The organism is Embleya sp. NPDC055664, assembly GCF_053618075.1.
Genome location: NZ_JBSHGZ010000008.1, coordinates 121979 through 145488, shown reverse-complemented (window position 1 = coordinate 145488; position 23510 = coordinate 121979). Strand labels below are relative to the sequence as shown.

General features: G+C 66.9%; 37 protein-coding genes. All 37 read right to left on the bottom strand.

All coding sequences use genetic code 11. The features are described from left to right. Positions 1-14 precede the first annotated feature (14 nt). On the bottom strand, positions 15-1031 hold the full coding sequence (locus ACWGR4_RS16840) for a DNA-directed RNA polymerase subunit alpha (RefSeq protein WP_020549209.1): 1017 nt from the start codon (positions 1029-1031) through the stop codon (positions 15-17). Positions 1032-1130: 99 nt separating this feature from the next. Next, positions 1131-1757 carry a 30S ribosomal protein S4 gene (gene rpsD, locus ACWGR4_RS16835; protein WP_020549210.1) on the bottom strand — a complete coding sequence of 209 codons (627 nt, stop codon included), beginning with the start codon at positions 1755-1757 and terminating at the stop codon, positions 1131-1133. A 28-nt stretch (positions 1758-1785) separates the two neighbouring features. Then, positions 1786-2187, bottom strand: coding sequence for a 30S ribosomal protein S11 (gene rpsK / locus ACWGR4_RS16830; protein ID WP_020549211.1), 402 nt, complete (start codon positions 2185-2187; stop codon positions 1786-1788). Positions 2188-2254: 67 nt separating this feature from the next. Then, on the bottom strand, positions 2255-2635 hold the full coding sequence (gene rpsM / locus ACWGR4_RS16825) for a 30S ribosomal protein S13 (protein WP_078975718.1): 381 nt from the start codon (positions 2633-2635) through the stop codon (positions 2255-2257). A gap of 187 nt (positions 2636-2822) precedes the next feature. Beyond that, positions 2823-2936 (bottom strand): 50S ribosomal protein L36, encoded by a 114-nt coding sequence (rpmJ, locus tag ACWGR4_RS16820; protein WP_009740505.1) that lies wholly within the window; start codon positions 2934-2936, stop codon positions 2823-2825. Between the two features lie 116 nt (positions 2937-3052). Next, positions 3053-3274: a translation initiation factor IF-1 gene (gene infA, locus ACWGR4_RS16815; protein ID WP_018382544.1), complete on the bottom strand. Its 222-nt coding sequence runs from the start codon at positions 3272-3274 to the stop codon at positions 3053-3055. 237 nt (positions 3275-3511) lie between these two features. After that, a complete protein-coding gene (locus tag ACWGR4_RS16810; RefSeq protein ID WP_380005407.1) occupies positions 3512-3892 on the bottom strand; it encodes a DUF1707 SHOCT-like domain-containing protein in 381 nt (126 codons plus the stop codon). A gap of 39 nt (positions 3893-3931) precedes the next feature. Further along, entirely contained in the window at positions 3932-4531 is a 600-nt protein-coding gene (locus ACWGR4_RS16805; RefSeq protein WP_452132018.1) for a DUF1707 SHOCT-like domain-containing protein, read from the bottom strand. Positions 4532-4601: 70 nt separating this feature from the next. Further along, on the bottom strand, positions 4602-5393 hold the full coding sequence (gene map / locus ACWGR4_RS16800; RefSeq protein ID WP_380005411.1) for a type I methionyl aminopeptidase: 792 nt from the start codon (positions 5391-5393) through the stop codon (positions 4602-4604). Between the two features lie 94 nt (positions 5394-5487). After that, positions 5488-6141, bottom strand: coding sequence for an adenylate kinase (locus ACWGR4_RS16795; RefSeq protein ID WP_452132017.1), 654 nt, complete (start codon positions 6139-6141; stop codon positions 5488-5490). Continuing rightward, positions 6142-7464, bottom strand: coding sequence for a preprotein translocase subunit SecY (gene secY / locus ACWGR4_RS16790; protein ID WP_078975723.1), 1323 nt, complete (start codon positions 7462-7464; stop codon positions 6142-6144). A gap of 350 nt (positions 7465-7814) precedes the next feature. Further along, positions 7815-8273: a 50S ribosomal protein L15 gene (gene rplO / locus ACWGR4_RS16785; RefSeq protein ID WP_380005415.1), complete on the bottom strand. Its 459-nt coding sequence runs from the start codon at positions 8271-8273 to the stop codon at positions 7815-7817. 1 nt (position 8274) lies between these two features. Continuing rightward, positions 8275-8457, bottom strand: a complete 183-nt coding sequence (gene rpmD / locus ACWGR4_RS16780; RefSeq protein WP_020549219.1) for a 50S ribosomal protein L30 — start codon at positions 8455-8457, stop codon at positions 8275-8277. Beyond that, positions 8457-9062: a 30S ribosomal protein S5 gene (gene rpsE, locus ACWGR4_RS16775; protein ID WP_020549220.1), complete on the bottom strand. Its 606-nt coding sequence runs from the start codon at positions 9060-9062 to the stop codon at positions 8457-8459. Before rpsE ends, rpmD begins: the two co-directional genes overlap by 1 nt. A 46-nt stretch (positions 9063-9108) precedes the next feature. After that, positions 9109-9492 (bottom strand): 50S ribosomal protein L18, encoded by a 384-nt coding sequence (gene rplR, locus ACWGR4_RS16770; protein WP_380005417.1) that lies wholly within the window; start codon positions 9490-9492, stop codon positions 9109-9111. 2 nt (positions 9493-9494) lie between these two features. Next, a complete protein-coding gene (rplF, locus tag ACWGR4_RS16765) occupies positions 9495-10034 on the bottom strand; it encodes a 50S ribosomal protein L6 (protein WP_078975726.1) in 540 nt (179 codons plus the stop codon). Positions 10035-10052: 18 nt separating this feature from the next. Next, the gene (gene rpsH, locus ACWGR4_RS16760) at positions 10053-10451 is read right to left on the bottom strand and encodes a 30S ribosomal protein S8 (RefSeq protein ID WP_020549223.1); all 399 of its coding nucleotides are present in this window, start codon (positions 10449-10451) and stop codon (positions 10053-10055) included. A 189-nt stretch (positions 10452-10640) separates the two neighbouring features. After that, positions 10641-10826 carry a type Z 30S ribosomal protein S14 gene (locus ACWGR4_RS16755; protein WP_020549224.1) on the bottom strand — a complete coding sequence of 62 codons (186 nt, stop codon included), beginning with the start codon at positions 10824-10826 and terminating at the stop codon, positions 10641-10643. 44 nt (positions 10827-10870) lie between these two features. After that, on the bottom strand, positions 10871-11440 hold the full coding sequence (rplE, locus tag ACWGR4_RS16750) for a 50S ribosomal protein L5 (RefSeq protein ID WP_078975727.1): 570 nt from the start codon (positions 11438-11440) through the stop codon (positions 10871-10873). Further along, positions 11440-11763 (bottom strand): 50S ribosomal protein L24, encoded by a 324-nt coding sequence (gene rplX, locus ACWGR4_RS16745; protein ID WP_078979278.1) that lies wholly within the window; start codon positions 11761-11763, stop codon positions 11440-11442. The genes rplE and rplX overlap by 1 nt, the downstream gene beginning before the upstream one ends. A gap of 15 nt (positions 11764-11778) precedes the next feature. Beyond that, positions 11779-12147: a 50S ribosomal protein L14 gene (rplN, locus tag ACWGR4_RS16740; RefSeq protein WP_078975728.1), complete on the bottom strand. Its 369-nt coding sequence runs from the start codon at positions 12145-12147 to the stop codon at positions 11779-11781. Positions 12148-12209: 62 nt separating this feature from the next. Beyond that, the gene (gene rpsQ, locus ACWGR4_RS16735; RefSeq protein ID WP_020549228.1) at positions 12210-12491 is read right to left on the bottom strand and encodes a 30S ribosomal protein S17; all 282 of its coding nucleotides are present in this window, start codon (positions 12489-12491) and stop codon (positions 12210-12212) included. Next, positions 12488-12721, bottom strand: a complete 234-nt coding sequence (gene rpmC / locus ACWGR4_RS16730; RefSeq protein WP_020549229.1) for a 50S ribosomal protein L29 — start codon at positions 12719-12721, stop codon at positions 12488-12490. Before rpmC ends, rpsQ begins: the two co-directional genes overlap by 4 nt. Continuing rightward, the gene (rplP, locus tag ACWGR4_RS16725) at positions 12721-13140 is read right to left on the bottom strand and encodes a 50S ribosomal protein L16 (RefSeq protein ID WP_020549230.1); all 420 of its coding nucleotides are present in this window, start codon (positions 13138-13140) and stop codon (positions 12721-12723) included. The genes rpmC and rplP overlap by 1 nt, the downstream gene beginning before the upstream one ends. A 5-nt stretch (positions 13141-13145) precedes the next feature. After that, a complete protein-coding gene (gene rpsC, locus ACWGR4_RS16720) occupies positions 13146-14018 on the bottom strand; it encodes a 30S ribosomal protein S3 (RefSeq protein ID WP_078975729.1) in 873 nt (290 codons plus the stop codon). Beyond that, positions 14018-14362 (bottom strand): 50S ribosomal protein L22, encoded by a 345-nt coding sequence (gene rplV, locus ACWGR4_RS16715; protein WP_078979279.1) that lies wholly within the window; start codon positions 14360-14362, stop codon positions 14018-14020. The genes rpsC and rplV overlap by 1 nt, the downstream gene beginning before the upstream one ends. A 43-nt stretch (positions 14363-14405) precedes the next feature. Further along, complete coding sequence (gene rpsS / locus ACWGR4_RS16710) at positions 14406-14687, bottom strand: 30S ribosomal protein S19 (RefSeq protein ID WP_020549233.1); 282 nt, start codon at positions 14685-14687, stop codon at positions 14406-14408. A gap of 11 nt (positions 14688-14698) precedes the next feature. Beyond that, positions 14699-15535, bottom strand: coding sequence for a 50S ribosomal protein L2 (gene rplB / locus ACWGR4_RS16705; protein WP_020549234.1), 837 nt, complete (start codon positions 15533-15535; stop codon positions 14699-14701). A gap of 34 nt (positions 15536-15569) precedes the next feature. Next, positions 15570-15911: a 50S ribosomal protein L23 gene (gene rplW / locus ACWGR4_RS16700; RefSeq protein ID WP_020549235.1), complete on the bottom strand. Its 342-nt coding sequence runs from the start codon at positions 15909-15911 to the stop codon at positions 15570-15572. Continuing rightward, positions 15908-16585, bottom strand: a complete 678-nt coding sequence (rplD, locus tag ACWGR4_RS16695) for a 50S ribosomal protein L4 (protein ID WP_078975730.1) — start codon at positions 16583-16585, stop codon at positions 15908-15910. The genes rplW and rplD overlap by 4 nt, the downstream gene beginning before the upstream one ends. 5 nt (positions 16586-16590) lie before the next feature. Next, positions 16591-17235, bottom strand: a complete 645-nt coding sequence (rplC, locus tag ACWGR4_RS16690; protein WP_380005421.1) for a 50S ribosomal protein L3 — start codon at positions 17233-17235, stop codon at positions 16591-16593. Positions 17236-17248: 13 nt separating this feature from the next. Continuing rightward, positions 17249-17557 carry a 30S ribosomal protein S10 gene (rpsJ, locus tag ACWGR4_RS16685; protein WP_020549238.1) on the bottom strand — a complete coding sequence of 103 codons (309 nt, stop codon included), beginning with the start codon at positions 17555-17557 and terminating at the stop codon, positions 17249-17251. A 524-nt stretch (positions 17558-18081) separates the two neighbouring features. Next, complete coding sequence (gene tuf, locus ACWGR4_RS16680) at positions 18082-19275, bottom strand: elongation factor Tu (protein ID WP_078975732.1); 1194 nt, start codon at positions 19273-19275, stop codon at positions 18082-18084. 132 nt (positions 19276-19407) lie between these two features. Then, complete coding sequence (gene fusA / locus ACWGR4_RS16675; protein WP_078975733.1) at positions 19408-21537, bottom strand: elongation factor G; 2130 nt, start codon at positions 21535-21537, stop codon at positions 19408-19410. Positions 21538-21579: 42 nt separating this feature from the next. After that, on the bottom strand, positions 21580-22050 hold the full coding sequence (gene rpsG, locus ACWGR4_RS16670; protein ID WP_020549241.1) for a 30S ribosomal protein S7: 471 nt from the start codon (positions 22048-22050) through the stop codon (positions 21580-21582). Next, the gene (gene rpsL, locus ACWGR4_RS16665) at positions 22050-22424 is read right to left on the bottom strand and encodes a 30S ribosomal protein S12 (RefSeq protein ID WP_020549242.1); all 375 of its coding nucleotides are present in this window, start codon (positions 22422-22424) and stop codon (positions 22050-22052) included. The genes rpsG and rpsL overlap by 1 nt, the downstream gene beginning before the upstream one ends. 450 nt (positions 22425-22874) lie before the next feature. Continuing rightward, a complete protein-coding gene (locus ACWGR4_RS16660; RefSeq protein WP_380005424.1) occupies positions 22875-23393 on the bottom strand; it encodes a DUF4190 domain-containing protein in 519 nt (172 codons plus the stop codon). Positions 23394-23510 lie beyond the last annotated feature (117 nt).

Genomic DNA, 23510 nt, shown 5'->3' with positions numbered 1-23510 from the left:
TCAGTACTGCTCGATCAGTACTGCTCGGTCTCCGCGAAGCCGTGGTCGTCCTCGTCGCCGAAGCTGTCCGCGGCGGCGGTCGGGTCGAACCCGGGCGGGCTGTCCTTGAGGGCCAGACCCATCCCGTTGAGCTTCGCCTTGACCTCGTCGATGGACTTCGCACCGAAGTTGCGGATGTCCAGCAGGTCGGCCTCGCTGCGCGCGACCAGTTCACCCACGGTGTGGATGCCCTCGCGCTTGAGGCAGTTGTAGGAGCGGACCGTGAGCTCGAGCTCCTCGATCGGCAGCGCCAGGTCGGCCGCGAGCGCGGCGTCGGTCGGCGACGGGCCCATGTCGATGCCCTCGGCGTCGATGTTCAGCTCGCGCGCGAGACCGAACAGCTCGACCAGGGTCTTGCCCGCGGAGGCCATCGCGTCACGCGGACGCATGGACTGCTTGGTCTCGACGTCGACGATCAGCTTGTCGAAGTCGGTGCGCTGCTCGACACGGGTCGCCTCGACCTTGTAGGTGACCTTGAGCACCGGCGAGTAGATCGAGTCGACCGGCACGCGGCCGATCTCCTGGCCCGCCTGCTTGTTCTGCACCGCGGAGACGTAGCCGCGACCGCGCTCGACGGTCAGCTCCATCTCCAGCTTGCCCTTGGCGTTCAGCGTGGCCAGGACCAGGTCGGGGTTGTGCACCTCGACACCGGCCGGCGGCGCGATGTCGCCGGCGGTGACCACACCCGGGCCCTGCTTGCGCAGGTACATCACGACCGGCTCGTCGTGCTCCGAGGAGACGACCAGCTGCTTGATGTTCAGGATGAGGTCGGTGACGTCCTCCTTGACGCCCGGCACGGTGGTGAACTCGTGCAGGACACCGTCGATCCGGATGCTGGTGACCGCAGCGCCCGGGATCGAGGAGAGGAGGGTACGACGGAGCGAGTTGCCGAGCGTGTAGCCGAAGCCGGGCTCGAGGGGCTCGATGACGAACCGCGAGCGGTATTCGTCGACGACGTCCTCGGTGAGGGTCGGCCGCTGGGCGATAAGCATGGGGTGCCTCCATGTCATTGGCGTCCGCTATATGACGCCAGTGAGAACAAGGATACGGGCGGACCGGCGTGTGCCCGGTCCGCCCGTTCCGAAGAGCCGCTACTTGGAGTAGAGCTCGACGATCAACTGCTCCTGCACCTGCGTGTCGATGACCTGACGCGCCGGGAGGGAGTGCACGAGGATGCGCATCTTGCCCGGGATGACCTCGAGCCAGGCCGGGACGGTGCGCTCGCCGGCCTCGGCACGGGCGACCACGAACGGGGTCAGCTCGACCGAGTCCTTGCGGACCTCGATGATGTCGTTGTCGGAGACCCGGAACGACGGGATGTCCGTCTTGACGCCGTTGACCACGATGTGGCCGTGGCGCACGAGCTGACGGGCGTGGTCACGCGACTTGGCGAAGCCCGCGCGGTAGACCACGTTGTCCAGGCGCGACTCGAGGATGCGAAGCAGGTTCTCGCCGGTCTTGCCCTGGCGACGGTTCGCTTCCTCGTAGTAGCCCTTGAACTGCTTCTCGAGAACGCCGTAGATGCGCGCGCACTTCTGCTTCTCGCGCATCTGCAGCAGGTACTCGCTGTCCTTGGTACGGCCACGACCGTGCTCGCCCGGCGGGTAGGGGCGGATCTCGATCGGGCACTTCGGGCCCTCGCACTTGCTGCCCTTGAGGAACAGCTTCATCTTCTCGCGACGGCAGCGCTTGCAGTCCGCGCCGGTGTAACGCGCCATTGTTCTTTAACTCCTAGTCAGCTGCTGGTCAGACGCGGCGGCGCTTGGGGGGGCGGCAGCCGTTGTGCGGCACGGGGGTGACGTCCTGAATGGAGCCCACCTCCAGGCCGGTGGCCTGCAGCGAACGAATGGCGGTCTCCCGACCGGAGCCCGGGCCCTTGACGAAAACGTCGACCTTGCGCATGCCGTGCTCCTGCGCACGACGCGCGGCGGACTCGGCGGCCATCTGCGCGGCGAAGGGGGTCGACTTGCGCGAGCCCTTGAAGCCGACGTGGCCCGCGGAGGCCCACGAGATCACGTTGCCGCTGGGGTCCGTGATCGAAACGATGGTGTTGTTGAACGTGCTCTTGATGTGGGCGTGCCCGTGAGCGACGTTCTTCTTTTCCTTGCGGCGCACCTTCTTGGCGCCCGCGCGGCTCTTGGGAGGCATCTGCTGAAAACTCCTGAGGTCGTCGGTCCGCTACGAATTGAGGACCGCGTGATCCGTCGTACGCGGACTACTTCTTGCCCGGCTTCTTCTTGCCGGCGATCGCGCGGCGCGGGCCCTTGCGGGTACGCGCGTTGGTGTGGGTGCGCTGACCGCGGACGGGAAGACCGCGACGGTGACGCAGACCTTCGTAGCAACCGATCTCGACCTTGCGGCGGATGTCGGCGGCGACTTCGCGGCGGAGGTCACCCTCGACGCGGTAGTTGCCCTCGATCCAGTCGCGAAGCTTGATCAGGTCGTCCTCGGCGAGATCGCGGACGCGGGTGTCGGGGTTGACACCGGTGTTCTTCAGCGTGTCCAGCGCACGAGTGCGCCCGACGCCGAAGATGTAGGTCAGAGCGACCTCGACCCGCTTGTCACGGGGGAGGTCGACGCCGACGAGGCGTGCCATATGTGTGGCTCCTGGTTTCAGTCGGAGGTCTGGCCCAGCACCGGTCCGGCAGATCCACGGGGGATGTGCTCGGTCCTCGGCCTCCGGCCGAGGGTGGCGTCCCGCACGGGGCGGGGGTCGGGTGCTGCGGCTCTTACGGGGTGCGTCGCGCGTCGATCGCTCGTTGTGCGAAGGGGGGTGGTGCCGCTCAGCCCTGGCGCTGCTTGTGGCGCAGGTTCTCGCAGATCACCATGACCCGGCCGTGACGGCGGATCACCTTGCACTTGTCGCAGATCTTCTTGACGCTCGGCTTGACCTTCATGATTTCTCCGGTACGTGTGACGAAGGCGTGCGGGCACGCCGCCGTCGCCGAGTCGGTTGTCGGTTTGCTGCCGGGCCCCACACACCACGCGTGGCGTGGGCGGGACCGGGGCTCGCCTACTTGTAGCGGTAGACGATCCGGCCGCGGGTCAGGTCGTAAGGGCTCAGCTCCACGACGACCCGGTCGTCCGGAAGAATCCGGATGTAGTGCATCCGCATCTTCCCACTGATGTGCGCGAGGACCTTGTGCCCGTTCTGAAGCTCGACGCGAAACATGGCGTTCGGGAGCGACTCGATGACGGTGCCCTCGATTTCGATGGCCCCTTGCTTCTTGGGCATGTCCTCCGCGCTTCGTGTCTCGGGATCAACTACCGTTACCCGGCGCACATGACGAAGCTCAAATTTTTGGCGCCCGTATGACGGGCGCGCCAAACCTGGCTACATGTGAGCCGACGAGTCAGTCTAAGCCACTGGACGGGTGAAAGCGAAACCGGCCCCGGAACCGCGGATTCCGCGCCCGGCGCCCCTACGGACACCCGCACCGGCGCACCGCCCGCGCACGAGCCGGCGCGTGGGTCAGCGCACGAAGTAGATCAGCGCCCACACCAGCACGCCGAGGGTCATCACGACCAACCACACCTTGTTCAACGTCGCGTTGGACACCCGCGACCGACGCTCCTCGGCCGGACCGTAGGCACCCGCGCGAAACGGCGCCTCGACGGGGCGGTCGTATCCCGGCGGCGGCGTCGTGCCCGCCGTCTCGGCCCGATCCTCGCGACCCGGCAGGTTCGCCGCGAGCGCGTCCAGCTCCCCCACCGTGACCGCCCGGCGCACCCCGTCCAGGCCGGCCCGGTAGTCGGACAGCGCCAGGCGACCCGACGCCAGATGCTCTCGCAGCTCGGCGGTCACACGTTCGCGGTCCGCCGGCGTCGCGGGGGCGTTCGGATCACGGTCCATGCTCCGAGCGTAGTCCCGGTCGGCCCACCGGCGCCCGGGTCACGGCGCGGCGCGGCCGTGTCGCCACACGATCATCTGGATCGAGCCCAGCACCGCGGCCGCCGGCCCGTAGACCCACACCGGCCAGAAGTACACGACGCCCGTGCCCGCGACCGCGACCAGCAGCCAGATCACCACGTTCAGCGCGGTGATCGCGTTCAACACCGTCCAGGCCGCGCGCAGGCCCCGCGCCGCGGTGGCCCACCCGTCGCCCGGGCGCCGCGCCGGGGCGGCCGACCACCGCACCTCGGCCGGCACCGGCGGCAGCGGCCGCGGCGGCGTGAGCGGCATCGCGGGCAGCACCGACGTCGCCGGCTCCGCACCCGACACCGCCGGCCGGGCGAGCGCCGCCCGGGTACGCGCCTCCTCGTAGGCCATCCGCGCGCGGATCACCTCGACGTCGGCCTCCAGATGCTCCGGGGGCGGCAGATCGGCGATCAACCGGGCCAGGTCCCCCAGGGTGACCGCCGCGAAGGCGGCGCCCATACGCTCGTTGAACTCTGCCAGCGTCAGCCGTCCGACCAGATGGTGCTCGCGCAGGAGCGTCACCGCCGCCTCGCGGTCCACGTCGGATGCCCGCATCGTCGGATGCCTCACCATGCCTTCGACACTAGGCAGGCACCGCGGTCTCGTACATGGGGCCAGCCCCACCATCGGCGGGGGTCTGTCCTCAGGGTGCGGTGAGCACCACGGGTCCGTCCGCGGTGATCGCGATCGAGTGCTCCCAGTGCGCCGCGTGGCCGCCGGCGGTGGTCTTGACCGTCCACTCGTCGGGCAGCGTGTACGTGTCCGGCTTGCCGAGGGTGACCATCGGCTCGATCGCCAGGCACACCCCGACCTCCAGGCGCGGACCCCGGCCGCCCGGGCCGTAGTTGAGCACGTGCGGGTCCTGGTGCATCTCGGTGCCGATGCCGTGGCCGCCGTAGTCCTCGACGATCCCGTACTTCGCGCCGCCCGGCAGCCGGTGCGACCGGATGGACTTCTCCACCGCGTGGCTGATGTCGGTCAGCCGACCGCCCGCCACCGCCGCCTCGATGCCCGCCCACATCGACTGCTCGCACACCCGGCTCAGTTCCAGCACCTCGGGCACCACCGTGCCGATCGGCACCGTGATCGCCGAGTCGCCGTGCCAGCCGTCCAGGATCGCGCCGCAGTCGATCGAGACGATGTCCCCGTCCCGCAGCGGCGTCTCGTCCGGGATCCCGTGCACCACCACGTCGTTGACCGACGCGCAGATCGACGCCGGGAAGCCGTGGTAGCCCTTGAACGAAGGGATCGCCCCGGCGCCGCGGATCGAGCGCTCGGCGAGCGTGTCCAGATCGGCGGTGGTCACCCCGGGCACCGCCGCCTCGCGCAGCAGGGCCAGCGTGTTCGCCACCACCGCGCCGGCACGACGCATCTTCTCGATCTGCTCGGGCGTCTTGCGTTCGATCCGCATGTGCCGCTTCCTGAACACCGGCATGGCCGTCCTCACCTGTCATCCACTGAAAGCACGATGGGCGATCCGGGGTTTCCCCGGATCGCCCATGTGTGATGTCTGTCGCGGCCGACGCCGATCAGGCGCCGAACTCCCGAAGCGCGGTCATCGCGCGCTCGGTGACCTCCTTGACCGGACCGGTCGCCTGGATCGGCAGCAGGAGGTTGCGCTCCGAGTAGTAGCCGACCAGGGGTTCGGTCTGCTCCTTGTAGACGTCCAGACGGTGCCGGACGGTCTCCTCACGGTCGTCGTCGCGCTGGTACAGCTCACTGCCGCACTCGTCGCAGATGCCGGCGACCTTCGGCGGGTCGGTCAGGATGTGACAGACGTGTCCGTTGGCCCGGCACTGCCGACGGCCCGAGATCCGCTGAATGATCTCCGAGTCGTCGACCTTGAGTTCGAGCACCACGTCCAGCTCGGTGTCGTTCTCGGCCAGGATCTCGTCGAGCACCTTGGCCTGCGCCGTGTTGCGCGGGAACCCGTCCAGGAGGAAACCTCCGGCGACGTCCGGCTGCGCCAAGCGCTCCCGGACCATGCCTATGGTCACCTCATCGGGTACGAGGTTGCCCGCGTCCATGTAGGTCTTCGCCTCGCGGCCGAGCGGAGTGCCCTGGCTCACGTTGGCGCGGAAGATGTCACCTGTCGAGACGGCGGGAATCGACAGGTTGGCGGCGATGTACTGGGCCTGGGTTCCCTTACCCGCGCCGGGAGGCCCCACGAGAACGATACGCATTTAGCGGAGGAAGCCTTCGTAGTTGCGCTGCTGGAGCTGACTCTCGATCTGCTTCACGGTTTCCAGACCCACTCCCACGATGATCAGGATGCTCGTGCCGCCGAACGGGAAGTTCTGGTTGGCGTTGAAGAGCACGAGCGCGATGCTGGGTACCAGCGCGATCATGCCCAGGTACAACGATCCGGGCCACGTGATCCTGGTGAGGATGTAGTTCAGGTATTCCGCGGTCGGTCTGCCGGCGCGGATCCCCGGAATGAAGCCACCATACTTCTTCATGTTGTCGGCTACTTCTTCGGGGTTGAACGTGATGGCCACGTAGAAGAACGCGAAGAAGACGATCAGCAGGAAGTACGTGATCATGTACAGCGGGTGGTCGCCCTTGACGAAGTGTCGTTCGATCCACACCGCCCAGTCCGACTTGCCACCGCTGAACTGCGCGATCAGAGCCGGAATGTAGAGCAGCGACGAGGCGAAGATGACGGGGATGATGCCCGCCTGGTTCACCTTGAGCGGGATGTAGGTCGAGGTCCCGCCGTAGGCGCGACGCCCGATCATGCGCTTGGCGTACTGCACCGGGATCCGGCGCTGCGCCTGTTCCACGAAGACCACCAGGCCGACCATCACGAGGCCGATGGCGATCACGGTGAAGAACGGGATCCAACCGTCGCCGATGGTGCCCTGCTCCTTGATCGTCCACAGCGCGGCCGGGAAGCCGGCGGCGACCGAGACGAACATCAGGATCGACATGCCGTTGCCGATGCCGCGGTCGGTGATCAGCTCACCGAGCCACATGATCGTCGAGGTGCCGGCCGTCATCACGACGACCATCACGATCACCCGGAAGAGCGAGTCGTCCGGAACGATGCCCTGCGGGTCGCAGGTGGCACTGCGGGCGCTGGAGAACAGCGCGCCGCTGCGGGCGGTGGCGATCAGCGCGGTCGCCTGGAGCACGGACAGCGCAATGGTGAGGTAGCGGGTGTACTGCGTGATCTTCGCGGTACCGGCCTGACCCTCCTTCTTGAGGGCCTCCAATCGCGGGATCACGACGGTGAGCAGCTGGAGGATGATGCTCGCCGTGATGTACGGCATGATCCCCAGCGCGAAGATCGTGAGTTGCAGCAGCGCACCACCGCTGAACATGTTCACGAGCCCGAACAGGCTGTTCTTGTTGGAGTCCTCTACGCAAGAGCGCACCATCTCGAACGAGACGCCGGGTACCGGGATGTGCGACCCGATCCGGAAAAGGACGATGATCGCCAACGTGAACAGCAGCTTCTTGCGCAGGTCGGGCGTGCGGAACGCCCTGGCGAACGCGGTGAGCACACTGCCTCCTGCGCCCCGCCCGTCTCAGGGGCGAGTCGATCGAGTCGTCGGTCCGGGAAGAGGACCACTGGTCAGGTCCCTCACAGGAACCTCACGGACAATAACAGCGCCGACGGCCCGGAAGTATCGCCCGGGGCCGACGTTCCTGCGTCATGACACAACACAAGTGAAATACGGAGCAAGTCATGTGAGGGGGTGGCGCAATGAACCCACCCCCACGGCACAGCAAACCACAGGGGCGCCACCACCTTACCGGCGTGACGCCCCTGAGCTATAGCCTCCAACGACGTCAAGGCCCGTTCGGTACCGATCCGAACGGGCCATGACGGTCATTCCTTGTCCGCGAGGGGTCAGACCGACAGTTCGTCGGCCGAACCACCCGCGGCGGCGATCTTGGTCTTGGCGGAGCCGGAGAAGGCGTGCGCCTTCACCTGAACGGCCACCGAGATCTCGCCGGTGCCCAGGACCTTGACGGGCAGGTTCTTGCGAACCGCGCCCTTCTCGATCAGACCCTCGACGGTGACCTCGCCACCGTTGGGGTACAGGGACTCGATCCTGTCCAGGTTCACGACCTGGAACTCGACCCGGAACGGGTTCTTGAAGCCCTTGAGCTTGGGCAGCCGCATGTGCAGCGGCATCTGCCCACCCTCGAAGCGGGCCGGCACCTGGTAACGAGCCTTGGTGCCCTTGGTACCACGACCGGCGGTCTTGCCCTTGGAGCCCTCACCACGACCCACGCGGGTCTTGGCGGTCTTGGCGCCCGGGGCGGGCCGCAGGTGGTGCACCTTCAGCGGGTTGTCAGCACCCATGTCAGTCGACCTCCTCGACGGTGACGAGGTGCGACACCGTCGCGATCATGCCGCGGATCTCCGGGCGGTCTTCCTTGACGACCACGTCGTGGACGCGCTTGAGACCGAGCGAACGGAGAGTGTCCCGCTGGTTCTGCCTGCCACCGATCTTGGATCGGGTCTGCGTGACCTTGAGACGTGCCATTACGCACCAACCCCCGCGCGGGCCCGCAGGAGCGCGGCCGGGGCCACGTCCTCCAGGGGCAGGCCACGACGAGCCGCGATCTCCTCGGGGCGAACGAGCCCCTGGAGCGCCGCGACGGTCGCGTGCACGATGTTGATCGGGTTCGACGAACCGAGCGACTTGCTCAGCACGTCGTGGATGCCGGCGCACTCGAGCACGGCGCGCACGGGGCCACCGGCGATGACACCGGTACCCGGCGAGGCCGGCTTCAGGAGCACGACGCCGGCAGCCTTCTCACCCTGGATCGGGTGCGGAATGGTGCCCTGGATACGGGGGACCTTGAAGAAGTGCTTCTTGGCCTCTTCAACACCCTTGGCGATCGCGGCCGGCACCTCCTTGGCCTTGCCGTAACCGACACCTACGGTGCCGTCGCCATCGCCCACCACGACCAGCGCGGTGAAGCTGAAGCGACGTCCACCCTTCACGACCTTGGCGACGCGATTGATCGCGACGACGCGCTCGACGTAAGCGGTCTTCTCGGCGGCTGCGCCACCATCACGTCGATCCCGCCGGTCCCGCCGCTCGCCGCCGCCGGCGCCGCCACCGCGGCGCTGGGGTCCAGCCATCAGAATGTCCTCATCTGTCGTTCGAAGCTTGTCCGGAGCAGCGGGCTCAGAAGGTGAGCCCGTTTCCGCGTGCGGCATCCGCGAGAGCGGCGATGCGACCGTGGTACCTGTTGCCACCGCGGTCGAACACGACGGCCTCGACACCAGCGGCCTTCGCGCGCTCGGCGACCAATTCGCCGACCTTGCGAGCCTGGGCGGTCTTGTCGCCCTCACCACCACGGATGGACGGGTCCATCGTGGAGGCGGACGCGAGAGTGTGGCCGGCGATGTCGTCGATAACCTGCGCCACCATGTGACGGGTGGAGCGGCTCACGACGAGACGGGGCCGCAGCGGGGTGCCGGAAACCTTCTTCCGCACCCGGATGTGCCGGCGCTTGCGTGCGACAGACTTCTTCGCAACGCCCTTGCCGGTCTTCACGCCGACAGCCATGCCTACTTACCAGCCTTTCCGACCTTGCGGCGGATGACCTCGCCCGCGTACTTGACGCCCTTGGCCTTGTACGGGTCGGGCTTCCGCAGCTTGCGGATGTTCGCGGCGATTTCACCGACCTTCTGCTTGTCGATGCCCTCGACCGAAAAACGGGTGGGGGCCTCGACCGCGAAGGTGATGCCTTCCGGGGCCTCGACGACCACGGGGTGGCTGAATCCGAGCGCGAACTCCAGCGAGGAGCCCTTCTGCTGGACACGGTAGCCGACACCGCTGATCTCGAGCTTCTTGATGTATCCCTGGGTCACACCAGTGATCATGTTCGCCACCAGCGTCCGGGACAGCCCGTGCAGGGCCTTCGAGCGACGCTCGTCGTCGGGGCGGGTCACCGCGAGGGTGCCGTCGTCCGACTTGGCGATCTCGATCGGGGCGGCGATGGTGTGCGACAGGGAACCCTTGGGGCCCTTCACGACAACCTCGCGGCCATTGATGGTGACGTCCACACCGGTGGGAACCGGGATGGGGAGACGTCCGATGCGCGACATTGCTCTCCTTCCCTTCCCTTACCAGACGAAGGCGAGGACTTCCCCGCCCACGCCCTTCTTGGCCGCCTGCTTGTCGGTGAGGAGACCGGTCGACGTCGAGATGATCGCGACGCCGAGGCCACCGAGTACCTTCGGCAGGTTCGTGGACTTTGCGTACACCCGCAGACCGGGCTTCGACACGCGGCGGACGCCGGCGATCGAGCGCTCGCGGTTCGGGCCGTACTTGAGGACGACGGTGAGCTTCTTGCCCACCTCCGCGTCCTCGACGCGCCAGCCCTGGATGTAACCCTCCTGCTGGAGGATCTCCGCGATGTGCGACTTGATCTTGCTGAACGGCATCACGACATCGTCGTGGTATGCCGAGTTGGCGTTCCGCAGACGGGTCAGCATGTCTGCGATGGGGTCGGTCATGGTCATGACGGCCTCAAGGCCTTTCTCGCCGTGGTTTCCCGGCGTGCGATCCCTCGTCCGCCGCCGACCCGAAGGACGGCGGCGGACGGCGACTGCGGTGCGGGACCTACGACGTCGTTACTGTTCTCGCTCGGCCCAGCGGGCGAACGATTTGTTGCGGTAGCGGTAGCTCTCGGCCGCCGGGGCGGCCGCGGACTACCAGCTGCTCTTGGTGACGCCCGGCAGCTCGCCGGCGTGCGCCATGGTGCGCAGGCACACACGGCACAGACCGAACTTGCGGTACACCGAGTGAGGACGGCCACAGCGCTGGCAGCGCGTGTAGCCGCGAACCTCGAACTTCGGCTTGCGGGCGGCCTTTGCGATCAGGGCCTTCTTCGCCACGTCTCAGTCTCCTTGTTGCGTTCCTCAGCCGCCGAGGCGACTGCTCACGCTTCCTTGAACGGGAAGCCGAGGAGACGCAGCAGAGCGCGGCCCTCGTCGTCGTTCTTGGCGGTGGTCACCACAGTGATGTCCATGCCACGAACGCGGTCGATCTTGTCCTGGTCGATCTCGTGGAACATCGACTGCTCCGTGAGACCGAAGGTGTAGTTGCCGCGCCCGTCGAACTGCTTGGGCGAAAGCCCGCGGAAGTCGCGGATACGCGGCAGGGCGATCGACAGCAGACGGTCCAGGAACTCCCACATGCGGTCGCCGCGCAGTGTAACGTGCGCGCCGATCGGCTGACCCTCGCGCAGCTTGAACTGCGCGATGGACTTGCGGGCCTTGGTGACCTGGGGCTTCTGGCCGGTGATGGCCATCAGGTCCTTGATCGCGCCGTCGATCAGCTTGGAGTCGCGGGCGGCGTCGCCCACACCCATGTTGACCACGATCTTGGTGACACCGGGAACCTGCATGATGTTCTCGAACGAGAACTCCTCACGCAGCTTGCCCAGGATCTCCTCGCGGTAACGCTGCTTCAGACGCGGCAGTTCACGCGCCTCGGTGGTGACCGTCATCAGATGTCCTCACCGGTCCGCTTGGCGTACCGGATCTTGTTGCCCTCGTCGTCGAACCGGAAGCCGGTCCGGGTCGGGACCTTCTTACCGTCCTTCTCCACGACCAGCATCACGTTGCTGATGTGGACGGACGCTTCCTGGGTGATGATGCCGCCGGTCTTGGCACCCTTGGCGGACTGACCCACCTTGGTGTGCTTCTTGATCCGGTTGACACCCTCGACCAGGACGCGCTCCTGCGTCGGGTAGGCCGCGATGACCTTGCCCTGCTTGCCCTTGTCCTTGCCGGTGATGACCTGTACCAGGTCACCCTTCTTGATCTTCATCGCCTTCGCCATTGGTTAGAGCACCTCCGGCGCGAGCGAGATGATCTTCATGAACTTCTTCTCGCGAAGCTCACGGCCGACCGGGCCGAAAATACGGGTGCCACGGGGTTCGCCATCGTTCTTCAGGACGACGGCGGCGTTCTCGTCGAAGCGGATGTAGGAGCCGTCGACACGCCGGCGCTCCTTGACCGTCCGCACGACGACCGCCTTGATGACGTCGCCCTTCTTCACGTTGCCACCGGGGATCGCGTCCTTGACGGTGGCAACGATGACGTCCCCGATGCCCGCGTAGCGCCGGCCGGAGCCACCGAGCACACGGATGCAGAGAATCTCCTTCGCACCCGTGTTGTCGGCGACTCGCAGTCGCGACTCCTGCTGGATCACGTCTAACTCCTGATCGTCACGTCGCGGTCACGACCCACGGATGGTGGGGCGACCGGCGCTCGCTACTTGGCCTTTTCGAGGATCTCGACGATGCGCCAGCGCTTGCTGGCGGACAGCGGCCGAGTCTCCATGAGGACGACACGGTCACCGACGCCACAGGCGTTCTGCTCGTCGTGAGCCTTCAGCTTGTTCGTGCGGCGGATGACCTTGCCGTACATCGGGTGCTTCACGCGGTCCTCGACGGCGACGACGACGGTCTTGTCCATCTTGTCGCTGACGACGAGGCCCTCACGGGTCTTGCGGAATCCCCGGGCTGCTTCAGTCATCTCAGTCTTCTCGCTCACGCCGCGCCTCCGGTCTCCTGCACGTCGATGCCCAGCTCGCGCTCGCGCATCAGCGTGTAGATCCGGGCGATGTCCTTACGGACAGCCTTGAGCCGCCCGTGGTTTTCGAGCTGCCCGGTCGCCGCCTGGAAACGGAGGTTGAACAGCTCCTCCTTGGCTTCGCGGAGCTTGGCGACGATCTCCTCGTCACCGAGTTCGCGGAGCTCGGACGCCTTGGTAACGGCCGCCATCACGCCTCACCAGCCTCGCGCCGGACGATCCGGCACTTCATCGGCAGCTTGTGCACGGCGCGGGTGAGCGCCTCACGAGCCACCTTCTCGTTCGGGTACGACAGTTCGAACATCACCCGACCGGGCTTGACGTTCGCGACCCACCACTCGGGCGAGCCCTTACCGGAACCCATGCGGGTCTCGGCAGGCTTCTTGGTCAGCGGACGGTCGGGGTAGATGTTGATCCACACCTTGCCACCACGGCGGATGTGCCGGGTGATGGCGATACGAGCGGACTCGATCTGACGGTTGGTGACGTACGCCTGGCCGAGGGCCTGGATGCCGTACTCGCCGAACGCCAGTTCCGTACCGCCCTTGGCGCGGCCACCACGCTTGGGGTGGTGCTGCTTGCGGTGCTTGACCCTGCGGGGGATCAGCATCGGGGTCAGGCCTCCGATCCGGATTCGGGCGCCGAGTTCACAGCCTCGGCCGCCGGCGCGGAACCGGTGTCCGAGGAACCGGTGGCCTGCGCGTCGTTCTGCTGCGGACGTCCGCCGCGGCCACCACGGCCACCGCGCTCGCCACCACGACCGCCGCCGCCACCCTCGCCGCGGCGGGGACGCTCGGGAGCGCCACCACGGGCGGGACGGTTGCTGGCACGCGCCGCGGCGTTCTCGGCACGGACCTCGGCGATGTTCTTCACGTCGCCCTTGTAGATCCACACCTTCACACCGATGCGACCGAACGTCGTACGGGCCTCGAAGAAGCCGTAGTCGACGTTGGCGCGCAGCGTGTGCAGCGGCACACGACCCTCGCGGTAGAACTCCGAGCGGGACATCTCTGCCCCACCCAGGCGACCACCGCACTGGATCTTGATGCCCTTGGCCCCGGCCTTCATGGAGCTCTGCATCGCCTTGCGCATCGCGCGGCGGAAGGACACGCGGCTCGAAAGCTGCTCGGCCACACCCTGCGCGACCAGCTGGGCGTCCACCTCGGGGTTCTTGACCTCAAGGATGTTCAGCTGGACCTGCTTGCCGGTGAGCTTCTCCAGCTCACCGCGGATGCGGTCGGCCTCCGCACCACGACGGCCGATGACGATGCCCGGCCGGGCGGTGTGGATGTCGACGCGGACGCGCTCACGGGTGCGCTCGATCTCGACCTTCGAGATCCCGGCGCGCTCCATGCCCTTCGTCATCATCTGACGAATCTTGACGTCCTCGCCGACGTAGTCCTTGTACAGCTTGTCGGCGTACCACCGGGACTTGAAGTCCGTGGTGATGCCGAGACGGAACCCGTGCGGGTTAACCTTCTGGCCCACTAGCGGGTCCTCTCCTTCTCGGCGACAACCACGGTGATGTGGCTGGTGCGCTTGCGGATGCGGTACGCCCGGCCCTGTGCCCGCGGACGGAAACGCTTGAGGGTCGGACCCTCGTCCACGTAGGCGGAGGACACGTACAGGTTGTTCGTGTCCAGGTTGTGGTTGTGACCGGCGTTGGCAATGGCGCTGTCCAGCACCTTGCCGACCGGCTCACTCGCGGCCTGCGGGGCGAATCGCAGGACCGCCTGGGCCTCCGCGGCGTTCATGCCACGGATGAGGTCCACCACACGGCGGGCCTTCATGGGCGTGACGCGGATGTACCGCGCCTGAGCCCTGGCTTCCATCGACGTCCCCTTGCTCATCTCGATATCCATGCGATTCGCCGCGTCAGCGACGACGCGACTTCCGGTCGTCCTTCTCGTGACCGCGGAAGGTCCGAGTCGGCGCGAACTCGCCGAGCTTGTGGCCGACCATCGACTCGGTCACGAACACCGGGACGTGCTTGCGGCCGTCGTGCACCGCGATCGTGTGGCCCAACATCGCCGGGACGATCATCGAGCGGCGGGACCAGGTCTTGATGACGTTCTTGGTTCCCTTGTCGTTCTGTACGTCCACCTTCTTGATGAGGTGGCCGTCGACGAAGGGTCCCTTCTTCAGACTGCGCGGCATCGAGACTGCTCCTAGCGCTTCTTGTTCGTCTTGCGGCGGCGGATGATGAGCTTGTCGCTGGCCTTCTTCGGCCGACGAGTACGACCCTCGGGCTTGCCCCAGGGGCTCACCGGGTGGCGACCACCGGAGGTCTTGCCCTCACCACCACCGTGCGGGTGGTCGATGGGGTTCATCGCCACACCGCGGACGGTCGGGCGCTTGCCCTTCCAGCGCATGCGACCGGCCTTGCCCCAGTTGATGTTCGACTGCTCGGCATTGCCGATCTCGCCGACCGTCGCCCGGCAGCGCACGTCCACCAGGCGAATCTCGCCCGAGGGCATGCGGAGGGTCGCGTGGGCGCCCTCCTTCGCCAGCAGCTGCACGCTGACACCCGCGGAACGGGCGATCTTCGCGCCGCCACCGGGCCGGAGCTCGATGGCGTGGATGACCGTACCGACCGGGATGTTCCGGAGCGGCATGTTGTTGCCCGGCTTGATGTCGGCGCCCGGACCGTTCTCGATCCGGTCGCCCTGCTTCAGCTTGTTCGGGCACAGGATGTAGCGCTTCTCGCCGTCCGCGTAGTGCAGCAGAGCGATGCGCGCGGTGCGGTTCGGGTCGTACTCGATGTGCGCGACCTTGGCCGGAACGCCGTCCTTGTCGTTGCGCCGGAAGTCGATCAGTCGGTACGCGCGCTTGTGTCCGCCACCCTGGTGGCGAGCGGTCACGCGGCCGTGGTTGTTACGACCACCCTTGCTGTGCAGAGGGCGGACCAGCGACTTCTCCGGCTCGGACCGCGTGATCTCGACGAAGTCGGCGACGCTGGCGCCACGACGGCCCGGCGTCGTCGGCTTGTACTTGCGGATGCCCATGGCTTCTCTTAGTCCTCGTCCGTATCAGCGGCCGTCAGCCGACGGGTCCACCGAAGATGTCGATCCGCTCGCCCTCTGCAAGGGTGACGATCGCGCGCTTCGTGTCCTTGCGCTTGCCGAAACCGGTCTTGGTGCGCTTGCGCTTACCGACGCGGTTGATCGTGTTGACGCTCTCGACCTTGACCCCGAAGACCGCGATGACGGCCTGCTTGATCTGGGTCTTGTTGGCGTCGGGGTGCACGATGAACGTGTACTTGTTCTCGTCGATGAGCCCGTAGCTCTTCTCCGAGATCACCGGCTTCAGCAGCACGTCGCGCGGGTCGGTGTAGGTCTTGCTGGTGACCTTCGTCGTGCTCTCGACGGTGTCGGTGCTCACGCGATGCTCCCTTCGAGCTCGTCGGAGCCCGCGACCGCCGAGGCGGCCTTCGCCGGTCCGGCGATGAAGCGCTCCAGAGCGGCCTTCGTGAAGACCACGTCGTCGGAGACGAGCACGTCGTAGGTGTTCAGCTGCCCGACCTCGAGCACGTGCACCTGCGGGAGGTTGCGAGCGCTCAGCCAGGCGGCGGTGTCGGACTTCTCGACGACCAGGAGCAGGTTCTTGCGCTCGCTGATCTTGCCGAGGAGGGTCTTCGCGGCCTTGACCGAAGGCGTCTCGCCCTCGACCAGCGCGGAGACGCAGTGGATGCGCTCGTGCCGAGCCCGGTCCGAGAGAGCGCCGCGCAGGGCGGACGCCTTCATCTTCTTCGGGGTCCGCTGCTCGTAGTCGCGCGGCACGGGACCGTGCACGACGCCACCACCGGCGAACTGCGGCGCGCGGGTCGAGCCCTGACGGGCGCGACCGGTGCCCTTCTGGCGGTACGGCTTGCGCCCACCGCCGCGGACCTCGCCACGAGTCTTGGTCTTGTGCGTGCCCTGACGGGCGGCGGCGAGCTGCGCCACGACGACCTGGTGGATCGTCGGGATGCTCACCTGGACGTCGAAGATCCCCGCGGGGAGCTCGATCGTCCCGGACTTGTCGCCGGCGGGCGAAAGAACGTCAATGCTGGTCATGAGATTCACACACCCTTCGCCGCAGTGCGCACCAGAACCAGGCCGCCGTTCGGACCGGGGACCGCACCCTTGATCAGGAGCAGGCCCTTCTCCGCGTCCACGGCGTGAACGGTCAGGTTCTGGGTGGAAACGCGCTCGTTGCCCATGCGGCCCGCCATGCGCACACCCTTGAACACACGACCCGGGGTGGCGCAGCCACCGATCGAGCCGGGCGAACGGTGCTTGCGCTGCGTACCGTGCGAGCTGCCGAGACCCTTGAAGCCGTGTCGCTTCATGACACCGGCCGTGCCCTTGCCCTTCGAGGTGCCCATGACGTCGACCTTCTGGCCGGCCTCGAACACATCGGCGGTGATCTCCTGGGCCGGCGTGTACTCGCCGGCGTCGGAGGTCCGGAGCTCGACCAGGTGGCGACGCGGGGTCACACCGGCCTTGGCGAAGTGGCCGGCGAGCGGCTTGTTCACCTTGCGCGGGTCGATCGCGCCGAACGCGATCTGGACGGCGGAGTAGCCGTCGACCTCGGCGGTGCGGACCTGGGTCACGACGCAGGGCCCGGCCTCGACCACAGTCACTGGAACGACGCGGTTGTTCTCGTCCCAGACCTGGGTCATGCCGAGCTTCTTGCCCAGGATGCCCTTCATCTGCTTCGTCATCGTCGGTGCGTCCTCAGAGCTTGATCTCGATGTCGACGCCGGCCGGCAGGTCGAGACGCATGAGCGAGTCGACCGTCTTCGGCGTGGGGTCGAGGATGTCGATGAGCCGCTTGTGAGTGCGCATCTCGAAGTGCTCGCGCGAGTCCTTGTACTTGTGCGGCGAGCGGATGACGCAGTACACGTTCTTCTCGGTCGGCAGCGGCACCGGTCCCGCAACCTGCGCACCAGTACGCGTCACCGTCTCGACGATCTTCTTCGCCGAGCTGTCGATGACCTCGTGGTCGTAGGCCTTGAGCCTGATGCGGATCTTCTGTCCCGCCATGGCTGCTTCGAATTCCTTCTCTCGTACCGCTGCGGATCACCCCCGCTGACACGGGGAGAAGACTTGGGCTGAAAACCCCTCGGGGTTTCCCTTCCCCGCCGACCCCCGCGGTCGGGCGTGTCGCCTTGTTGCTCACAAGCGCCCCTTGGAAACCCTTACGGGCGGCCTGGGGGCCTGGGCAACGTACGCTCGGCGTCACCTTCGCTGCGGCAAGCGAAAGGACGGCACGAGGTCACTAAGCGACGACGCCGGCTGCATGGGTGGCAGGACAGAAGTCCACCGATTGTTCGGAGCCAACGGGGGCCGCGCTACGTACCGTCTTCGCGACAGGCACGGCGCAGCCCGTTGTCCATCCGAGCAACTTGGCTAGTATGCCCCACCGATGGCGGGCTTGGCCAATCGAGCGGCTCCCCCGGGTTGGAGAGAGCCCCCGAGCAATGGATATCCGGTCCCACCTAGGGGGTGGAATCGATCCGGACAAAGCCCCGCCCGCCGACCCAGGTGGACCGGCGGGCGGGATTTCATCACTTCTTGATCTTGACGACCTGGCCGGCGCCCACGGTGCGACCACCCTCGCGGATGGCGAAACGCAGGCCCTCTTCCATGGCGATCGGCTGGATCAGCGCGACGTCCATGCCGGTGTTGTCACCCGGCATGACCATCTCGGTGCCCTCGGGGAGGGTCACCACGCCGGTCACGTCCGTCGTACGGAAGTAGAACTGCGGCCGGTAGTTGTTGAAGAAGGGGGTGTGACGGCCACCCTCGTCCTTCGACAGGATGTAGACCTGGGCCTCGAAGTCGGTGTGCGGCGTGACCGAACCCGGCTTGATGATGACCTGGCCGCGCTCGACGTCCTCGCGCTTGATGCCGCGGAGGAGCAGACCGACGTTCTCGCCCGCCTGGCCCTCGTCGAGCAGCTTGCGGAACATCTCGATGCCGGTGACCGTGGTGGTGGTCTTGGTCTCCTTGATGCCGACGATGTCGACAGTCTCGTTGACCTTGACGATGCCACGCTCGATGCGACCGGTGACGACGGTGCCACGACCGGTGATCGTGAAGACGTCCTCGACGGGCATGAGGAACGGCTTGTCGGTGTCACGCGGCGGGGTCGGGATCGCCTCGTCGACGGCGGCCATCAGCTCCAGGAGCTTGCCACCCCACTCCTTGTCGCCCTCGAGCGCCTTGAGCGCCGAGACCCGCACGACCGGAAGGTCGTCGCCCGGGAACTCGTACTCGGAGAGGAGCTCGCGCACCTCGAGCTCGACGAGCTCCAGGATCTCCTCGTCGTCCACCATGTCGGCCTTGTTCAGCGCGACCACGATGTACGGAACGCCGACCTGGCGGGCCAGGAGCACGTGCTCCTTGGTCTGCGGCATCGGGCCGTCGGTGGCGGCGACCACGAGGATCGCGCCGTCCATCTGCGCGGCACCGGTGATCATGTTCTTGATGTAGTCGGCGTGCCCGGGGCAGTCGACGTGCGCGTAGTGACGGTTCTCCGTCTGGTACTCGACGTGCGCGATCGAGATCGTGATACCGCGCTGCCGCTCCTCCGGCGCCTTGTCGATCTGGTCGAACGGCGTGAAGGGGTTCAGGTCCGGGTACGCGTCGTGCAGCACCTTGGTAATCGCCGCGGTCAGCGTCGTCTTACCGTGGTCGATGTGACCAATGGTGCCGATGTTGACGTGCGGCTTAGTCCGCTCGAACTTAGCCTTCGCCACTGGGGTCCTCCTGTGGACTGGTTCTTTACGCCGTACGACGTCGGGTATCGGGGGTGAGCCGGGGCGGAGGCCCCGGAGTCCGGTTTCGGACCCCGGGTCCCCCAGGTATCGCTGGTGCCGCGCCTGCGGTGATTACTCGCCGCGCGACTTGGCGATGATCTCCTCGGCGACGTTCCTCGGAACCTCGGCGTAGGAGTCGAACTGCATGGAGTAGCTCGCGCGACCCGAGGTCTTGCTGCGGAGGTCGCCGACATAGCCGAACATCTCCGACAGCGGGACCAAAGCCTTGACGACACGCGCACCGAAGCGCTCGTCCATGGCCTGGATCTGGCCGCGACGCGAGTTGAGGTCGCCGATCACATCGCCCATGTAGTCCTCGGGCGTGGTGACCTCGACGGCCATCATCGGCTCGAGAAGAGCCGGCGACGCCTGCCGAGCCGCTTCCTTGAACGCCTGCGAACCGGCGATCTTGAAGGCGAGTTCGGACGAGTCGACCTCGTGGTAGCCACCGTCGATCAGCGTCAGACGCACGCCGACCATCGGGTAGCCCGCGAGTACGCCGTACTGCATGGCCTCCTGCGCGCCCGCGTCGACCGAGGGGATGTACTCCCTCGGGATGCGGCCACCGGTGACCTTGTTGACGAACTCGTACGCGTCGCCCTCGAGCGGCTCGAGCGCGATCTGCACCTTGGCGAACTGACCGGTACCACCGGTCTGCTTCTTGTGCGTGTAGTCCACGCGCTCGACGACCTTGCGGATCGTCTCGCGGTAGGCCACCTGCGGCTTGCCGACGTTGGCCTCCACGCGGAACTCGCGCTTCATCCGGTCGACGAGCACTTCGAGGTGCAGCTCGCCCATGCCACCGATGATGGTCTGGCCGGTCTCCTCCTCGGTGTGCACCTGGAAGGAGGGGTCCTCGGCGGCGAGGGACTGGATGGCGACACCCAGCTTCTCCTGGTCGCCCTTGGACTTCGGCTCGATCGCGACCTCGATGACCGGGGCCGGGAACGTCATCGACTCCAGGATCACCGCGTTGGACGGGTCGCAGAGCGTCTCGCCGGTGGTGGTGTCCTTCAGACCCATCACCGCGATGATGTCGCCCGCGCCGACCGACGGGATCTCCTCACGCTTGTTCGCGTGCATCCGGTAGATCTTGCCGATGCGCTCCTTCTTGCCCTTCACCGAGTTCAGCACGGAGCTGCCGGCTTCCAGGACACCCGAGTAGACCCGGACGAAGGTGAGCTTGCCGAGGTGCGGGTCACGCATGATCTTGAACGCGAGGCCCGCGAAGGGCTCGTCGTCGCTCGGCTGGCGAACGATGACTTCCTCTTCGTTGTTGACCGCGTGACCCTGGATGCCCTCGATGTCGAGCGGCGACGGCAGGTAGCGCACGACCGCGTCGAGCAGGGGCTGGACGCCCTTGTTCTTGAACGCGGTGCCGCAGAACACGGGGGTGAACGTGGGCTTGCCCTTGTTCTCACCCTTGGTCGAGGCGATGGTCGCGCGACGGATCGCGGCGATCAGCTGCTCCGTGTCGGGCTCCTGGCCCTCCAGGTACAGCTCCATCATCTGGTCGTCGTATTCGGCGATCGTCTCGAGCAGCTTGCCGCGGTATTCGGCGGCCGCCTCGACGTGCGTGGCCGGGATGTCGACGACGTCGTACATCTCGCCCTTGGCCGCCTCGGCGGACCAGACCAGCGCCTTCATGGCGACCAGGTCGACAACGCCCTGGAAGTCCATCTCGGTGCCGATCGGCAGCTGCATGACCAGCGGAACCGCGCCCAGGCGCGCGTCGATCATGTCGACGCAGCGGTGGAACTCGGCGCCGGTGCGGTCGAGCTTGTTCACGAAGCAGATGCGCGGCACGCCGTACCGGTCGGCCTGACGCCAAACGGTCTCGGACTGCGGCTCCACGCCGGCGACACCGTCGAAGACGGTGACGGCGCCGTCGAGCACGCGCAGCGAACGCTCCACCTCGACGGTGAAGTCGACGTGGCCCGGGGTGTCGATGATGTTGATCGTGTGATCGACGTCGTCGAGCGTCCAGTGACAGGTCGTCGCGGCAGACGTGATGGTGATGCCGCGCTCCTGCTCCTGTTCCATCCAGTCCATGGTGGCAGCGCCCTCATGAACCTCACCGATCTTGTAGTTGACCCCGGTGTAGAACAGGATCCGCTCGGTGGTGGTGGTCTTGCCCGCGTCGATGTGGGCCATGATGCCGATGTTTCGGACCTTGGCCAGATCAAGAGCAGTGGTAGCCATCGTGGCTTGTCTTCTCTCGGCTTCTCGTCGTTGCGGGTGGAACTACCAGCGGTAGTGCGCGAAGGCCTTGTTGGACTCGGCCATCTTGTGGGTGTCCTCGCGGCGCTTGACCGCGGCACCCAGACCGTTGCTCGCGTCCAGCAGCTCGTTCATCAAACGCTCGGTCATCGTCTTCTCGCGACGGGCGCGGGAGTAGCCGACGAGCCAGCGGAGAGCGAGGGTCGTGGAGCGGCCCGGACGGACCTCGACCGGCACCTGGTAGGTCGCGCCACCGACACGGCGGCTGCGGACCTCGAGGGTCGGCTTCACGTTCTCGAGCGCGCGCTTGAGCGTGATGACCGGGTCGGTACCGGTCTTCTCGCGGCAGCCTTCGAGCGCGCCATAGACGATCTTCTCGGCGACGGAGCGCTTGCCGCTCATCAGGACCTTGTTCACCAGCGAGGTGACCAGCGGCGAGTTGTAAACCGGGTCGATGATGACCGGTCGCTTGGGGGCAGGGCCCTTACGCGGCATTAGCTCTTCTCCTTCTTCGCGCCGTAGCGGCTGCGCGCCTGCTTGCGGTTCTTGACACCCTGGGTGTCGAGCGAACCGCGGATGATCTTGTAGCGGACACCGGGGAGGTCCTTCACACGACCACCGCGAACGAGCACGATGGAGTGCTCCTGGAGGTTGTGACCCTCGCCGGGAATGTAGGCCGTCACCTCGATGCCACTCGTGAGGCGCACACGCGCGACCTTGCGAAGCGCAGAGTTCGGCTTCTTCGGCGTCGTCGTGTAAACACGGGTGCACACGCCGCGACGCTGCGGGCTCCCCTTGAGCGCCGGAGTCTTGGCCTTGTCGACCTTGTCCTGGCGGCCCTTTCGGACCAGCTGCTGGATCGTGGGCACCGCGTCTCCGTCTTCTTCGTGCCGAGCGGTCTTTTTGAAGCGACTGCAATGTCTGAATCGGCCTGCATCCCGGTCGACGCCGGAACCACCGGCAAGCCCGACCCCCGCGGTCGGGCGTGTCGCCCGGTCTTGGGAGTGTGCTTGCTCAGGAGGCTGCGGGTCGGTCTCCCGCGCCCTCTCACGCACGCATCCCGAGGGGATTGCGGTGAGCGCAGGCACAAGAGCCCGGGGACACCCCAGGCACAAGGAGAGAGACTACCTACCACAGCAGCAGAGGTCAAAGCGAAAAGAAAGACCCCCACCACGACACGGAATCCGGGGCTCTCACGCTGGTGGAGCACCGATTCGCTCGGGCCGATATGTCACTCTCCGGGCCCCACCGTACCCGGCATCGCGGAAAGAGGCGAACGAGCACCCGGGGCCGCTCCCCCGGGCGGGCCGGGCCTCGGGTCAGCGCACGCCGCACCCTCCGACGAGCAGGCCGAGGTAGTCGGAATACCCGTGGTCGTGCCCGGAATCCACGATGAGCGCCACGACCACCAGCGCGAGCACCGCCATGCCGATCCAGCCGAGCACCACACCGGCGATCGCCATGCCGCGGCCCTCCTGGCCGGTGCGGGCGGTCTGGGCCAGGGCTATGTGCCCGAAGATCACCGCGAGCAGGCTGCCGATCCAGTAGATCCAGACGATGCCCAGGATCATCGACGCGATGGCCAGGCCGTTGGTGCCCGGCTGGGGCAGGTAACCGCCGTAGCCGGGTTGTGGGTAGTAGCCGTAGCCGTAGGGCGGTTGGCCGTAGGGGGCGTTCGGGTCGTAGGGCTGCCCGTACGCCGCCTGGCCGTAGCCGTACGGCGCGGCGGGGTCGCCATACGACGGCTGCCCGCCGGGGGCGCCGTAGGGGCCCTCGGAGTCGTCGGCGGGTCGTTCGCCGAAGGGGCCGTACGGGCCGGGCCCGCCGGGGGTGCTCATGGGGTCCTCCCGGGGTACGACGGAGCGTTGGAAGCATCGTCGCACCCCCGGGGCCCTCGTGGAGAGTCCTTCGGGCACCCGGCCTCGAACACGCGACAGGGCCGCCACCCCGAAGGA

Bases quoted from the DNA above. Each gene is read 5' to 3' on its own strand.
- ACWGR4_RS16840 (WP_020549209.1), bottom strand. From the start codon at position 1,031: ATGCTTATCGCCCAGCGGCCGACCCTCACCGAGGACGTCGTCGACGAA.
- rplR (WP_380005417.1), bottom strand. From the start codon at position 9,492: ATGGCTGTCGGCGTGAAGACCGGCAAGGGCGTTGCGAAGAAGTCTGTC.
- ACWGR4_RS16660 (WP_380005424.1), bottom strand. From the start codon at position 23,393: ATGAGCACCCCCGGCGGGCCCGGCCCGTACGGCCCCTTCGGCGAACGA.
- ACWGR4_RS16810 (WP_380005407.1), bottom strand. From the start codon at position 3,892: ATGGACCGTGATCCGAACGCCCCCGCGACGCCGGCGGACCGCGAACGT.
- rplV (WP_078979279.1), bottom strand. From the start codon at position 14,362: ATGGAAGCCAGGGCTCAGGCGCGGTACATCCGCGTCACGCCCATGAAG.
- rpmD (WP_020549219.1), bottom strand. From the start codon at position 8,457: ATGGCACGTCTCAAGGTCACGCAGACCCGATCCAAGATCGGTGGCAGG.
- rpsK (WP_020549211.1), bottom strand. From the start codon at position 2,187: ATGCCTCCCAAGAGCCGCGCGGGCGCCAAGAAGGTGCGCCGCAAGGAA.
- rplF (WP_078975726.1), bottom strand. From the start codon at position 10,034: ATGTCGCGCATCGGACGTCTCCCCATCCCGGTTCCCACCGGTGTGGAC.
- rplO (WP_380005415.1), bottom strand. From the start codon at position 8,273: ATGGGTGCTGACAACCCGCTGAAGGTGCACCACCTGCGGCCCGCCCCG.
- rpsE (WP_020549220.1), bottom strand. From the start codon at position 9,062: ATGGCTGGACCCCAGCGCCGCGGTGGCGGCGCCGGCGGCGGCGAGCGG.
- rpsD (WP_020549210.1), bottom strand. From the start codon at position 1,757: ATGGCGCGTTACACCGGCGCGGACTGCAAGCGCTGCCGTCGCGAGAAG.
- rplB (WP_020549234.1), bottom strand. From the start codon at position 15,535: ATGGGCATCCGCAAGTACAAGCCGACGACGCCGGGCCGTCGTGGCGCC.
- rpsS (WP_020549233.1), bottom strand. From the start codon at position 14,687: ATGCCGCGCAGTCTGAAGAAGGGACCCTTCGTCGACGGCCACCTCATC.
- rpsJ (WP_020549238.1), bottom strand. From the start codon at position 17,557: ATGGCGGGACAGAAGATCCGCATCAGGCTCAAGGCCTACGACCACGAG.
- rplX (WP_078979278.1), bottom strand. From the start codon at position 11,763: ATGAAGATCAAGAAGGGTGACCTGGTACAGGTCATCACCGGCAAGGAC.
- map (WP_380005411.1), bottom strand. From the start codon at position 5,393: ATGCCGGTGTTCAGGAAGCGGCACATGCGGATCGAACGCAAGACGCCC.
- ACWGR4_RS16805 (WP_452132018.1), bottom strand. From the start codon at position 4,531: ATGGTGAGGCATCCGACGATGCGGGCATCCGACGTGGACCGCGAGGCG.
- ACWGR4_RS16795 (WP_452132017.1), bottom strand. From the start codon at position 6,141: ATGCGTATCGTTCTCGTGGGGCCTCCCGGCGCGGGTAAGGGAACCCAG.
- rpsM (WP_078975718.1), bottom strand. From the start codon at position 2,635: ATGGCACGCCTCGTCGGCGTCGACCTCCCCCGTGACAAGCGGGTCGAG.
- rplD (WP_078975730.1), bottom strand. From the start codon at position 16,585: ATGACCAGCATTGACGTTCTTTCGCCCGCCGGCGACAAGTCCGGGACG.
- rplC (WP_380005421.1), bottom strand. From the start codon at position 17,235: ATGACGAAGCAGATGAAGGGCATCCTGGGCAAGAAGCTCGGCATGACC.
- rplP (WP_020549230.1), bottom strand. From the start codon at position 13,140: ATGCTGATCCCCCGCAGGGTCAAGCACCGCAAGCAGCACCACCCCAAG.
- infA (WP_018382544.1), bottom strand. From the start codon at position 3,274: ATGCCCAAGAAGCAAGGGGCCATCGAAATCGAGGGCACCGTCATCGAG.
- rpsH (WP_020549223.1), bottom strand. From the start codon at position 10,451: ATGACCATGACCGACCCCATCGCAGACATGCTGACCCGTCTGCGGAAC.
- rpsG (WP_020549241.1), bottom strand. From the start codon at position 22,050: ATGCCGCGTAAGGGCCCTGCCCCCAAGCGACCGGTCATCATCGACCCG.
- rplE (WP_078975727.1), bottom strand. From the start codon at position 11,440: ATGACGGTCACCACCGAGGCGCGTGAACTGCCGCGTCTGAAGCAGCGT.
- rpmJ (WP_009740505.1), bottom strand. From the start codon at position 2,936: ATGAAGGTCAAGCCGAGCGTCAAGAAGATCTGCGACAAGTGCAAGGTG.
- rpmC (WP_020549229.1), bottom strand. From the start codon at position 12,721: ATGGCGGCCGTTACCAAGGCGTCCGAGCTCCGCGAACTCGGTGACGAG.
- fusA (WP_078975733.1), bottom strand. From the start codon at position 21,537: ATGGCTACCACTGCTCTTGATCTGGCCAAGGTCCGAAACATCGGCATC.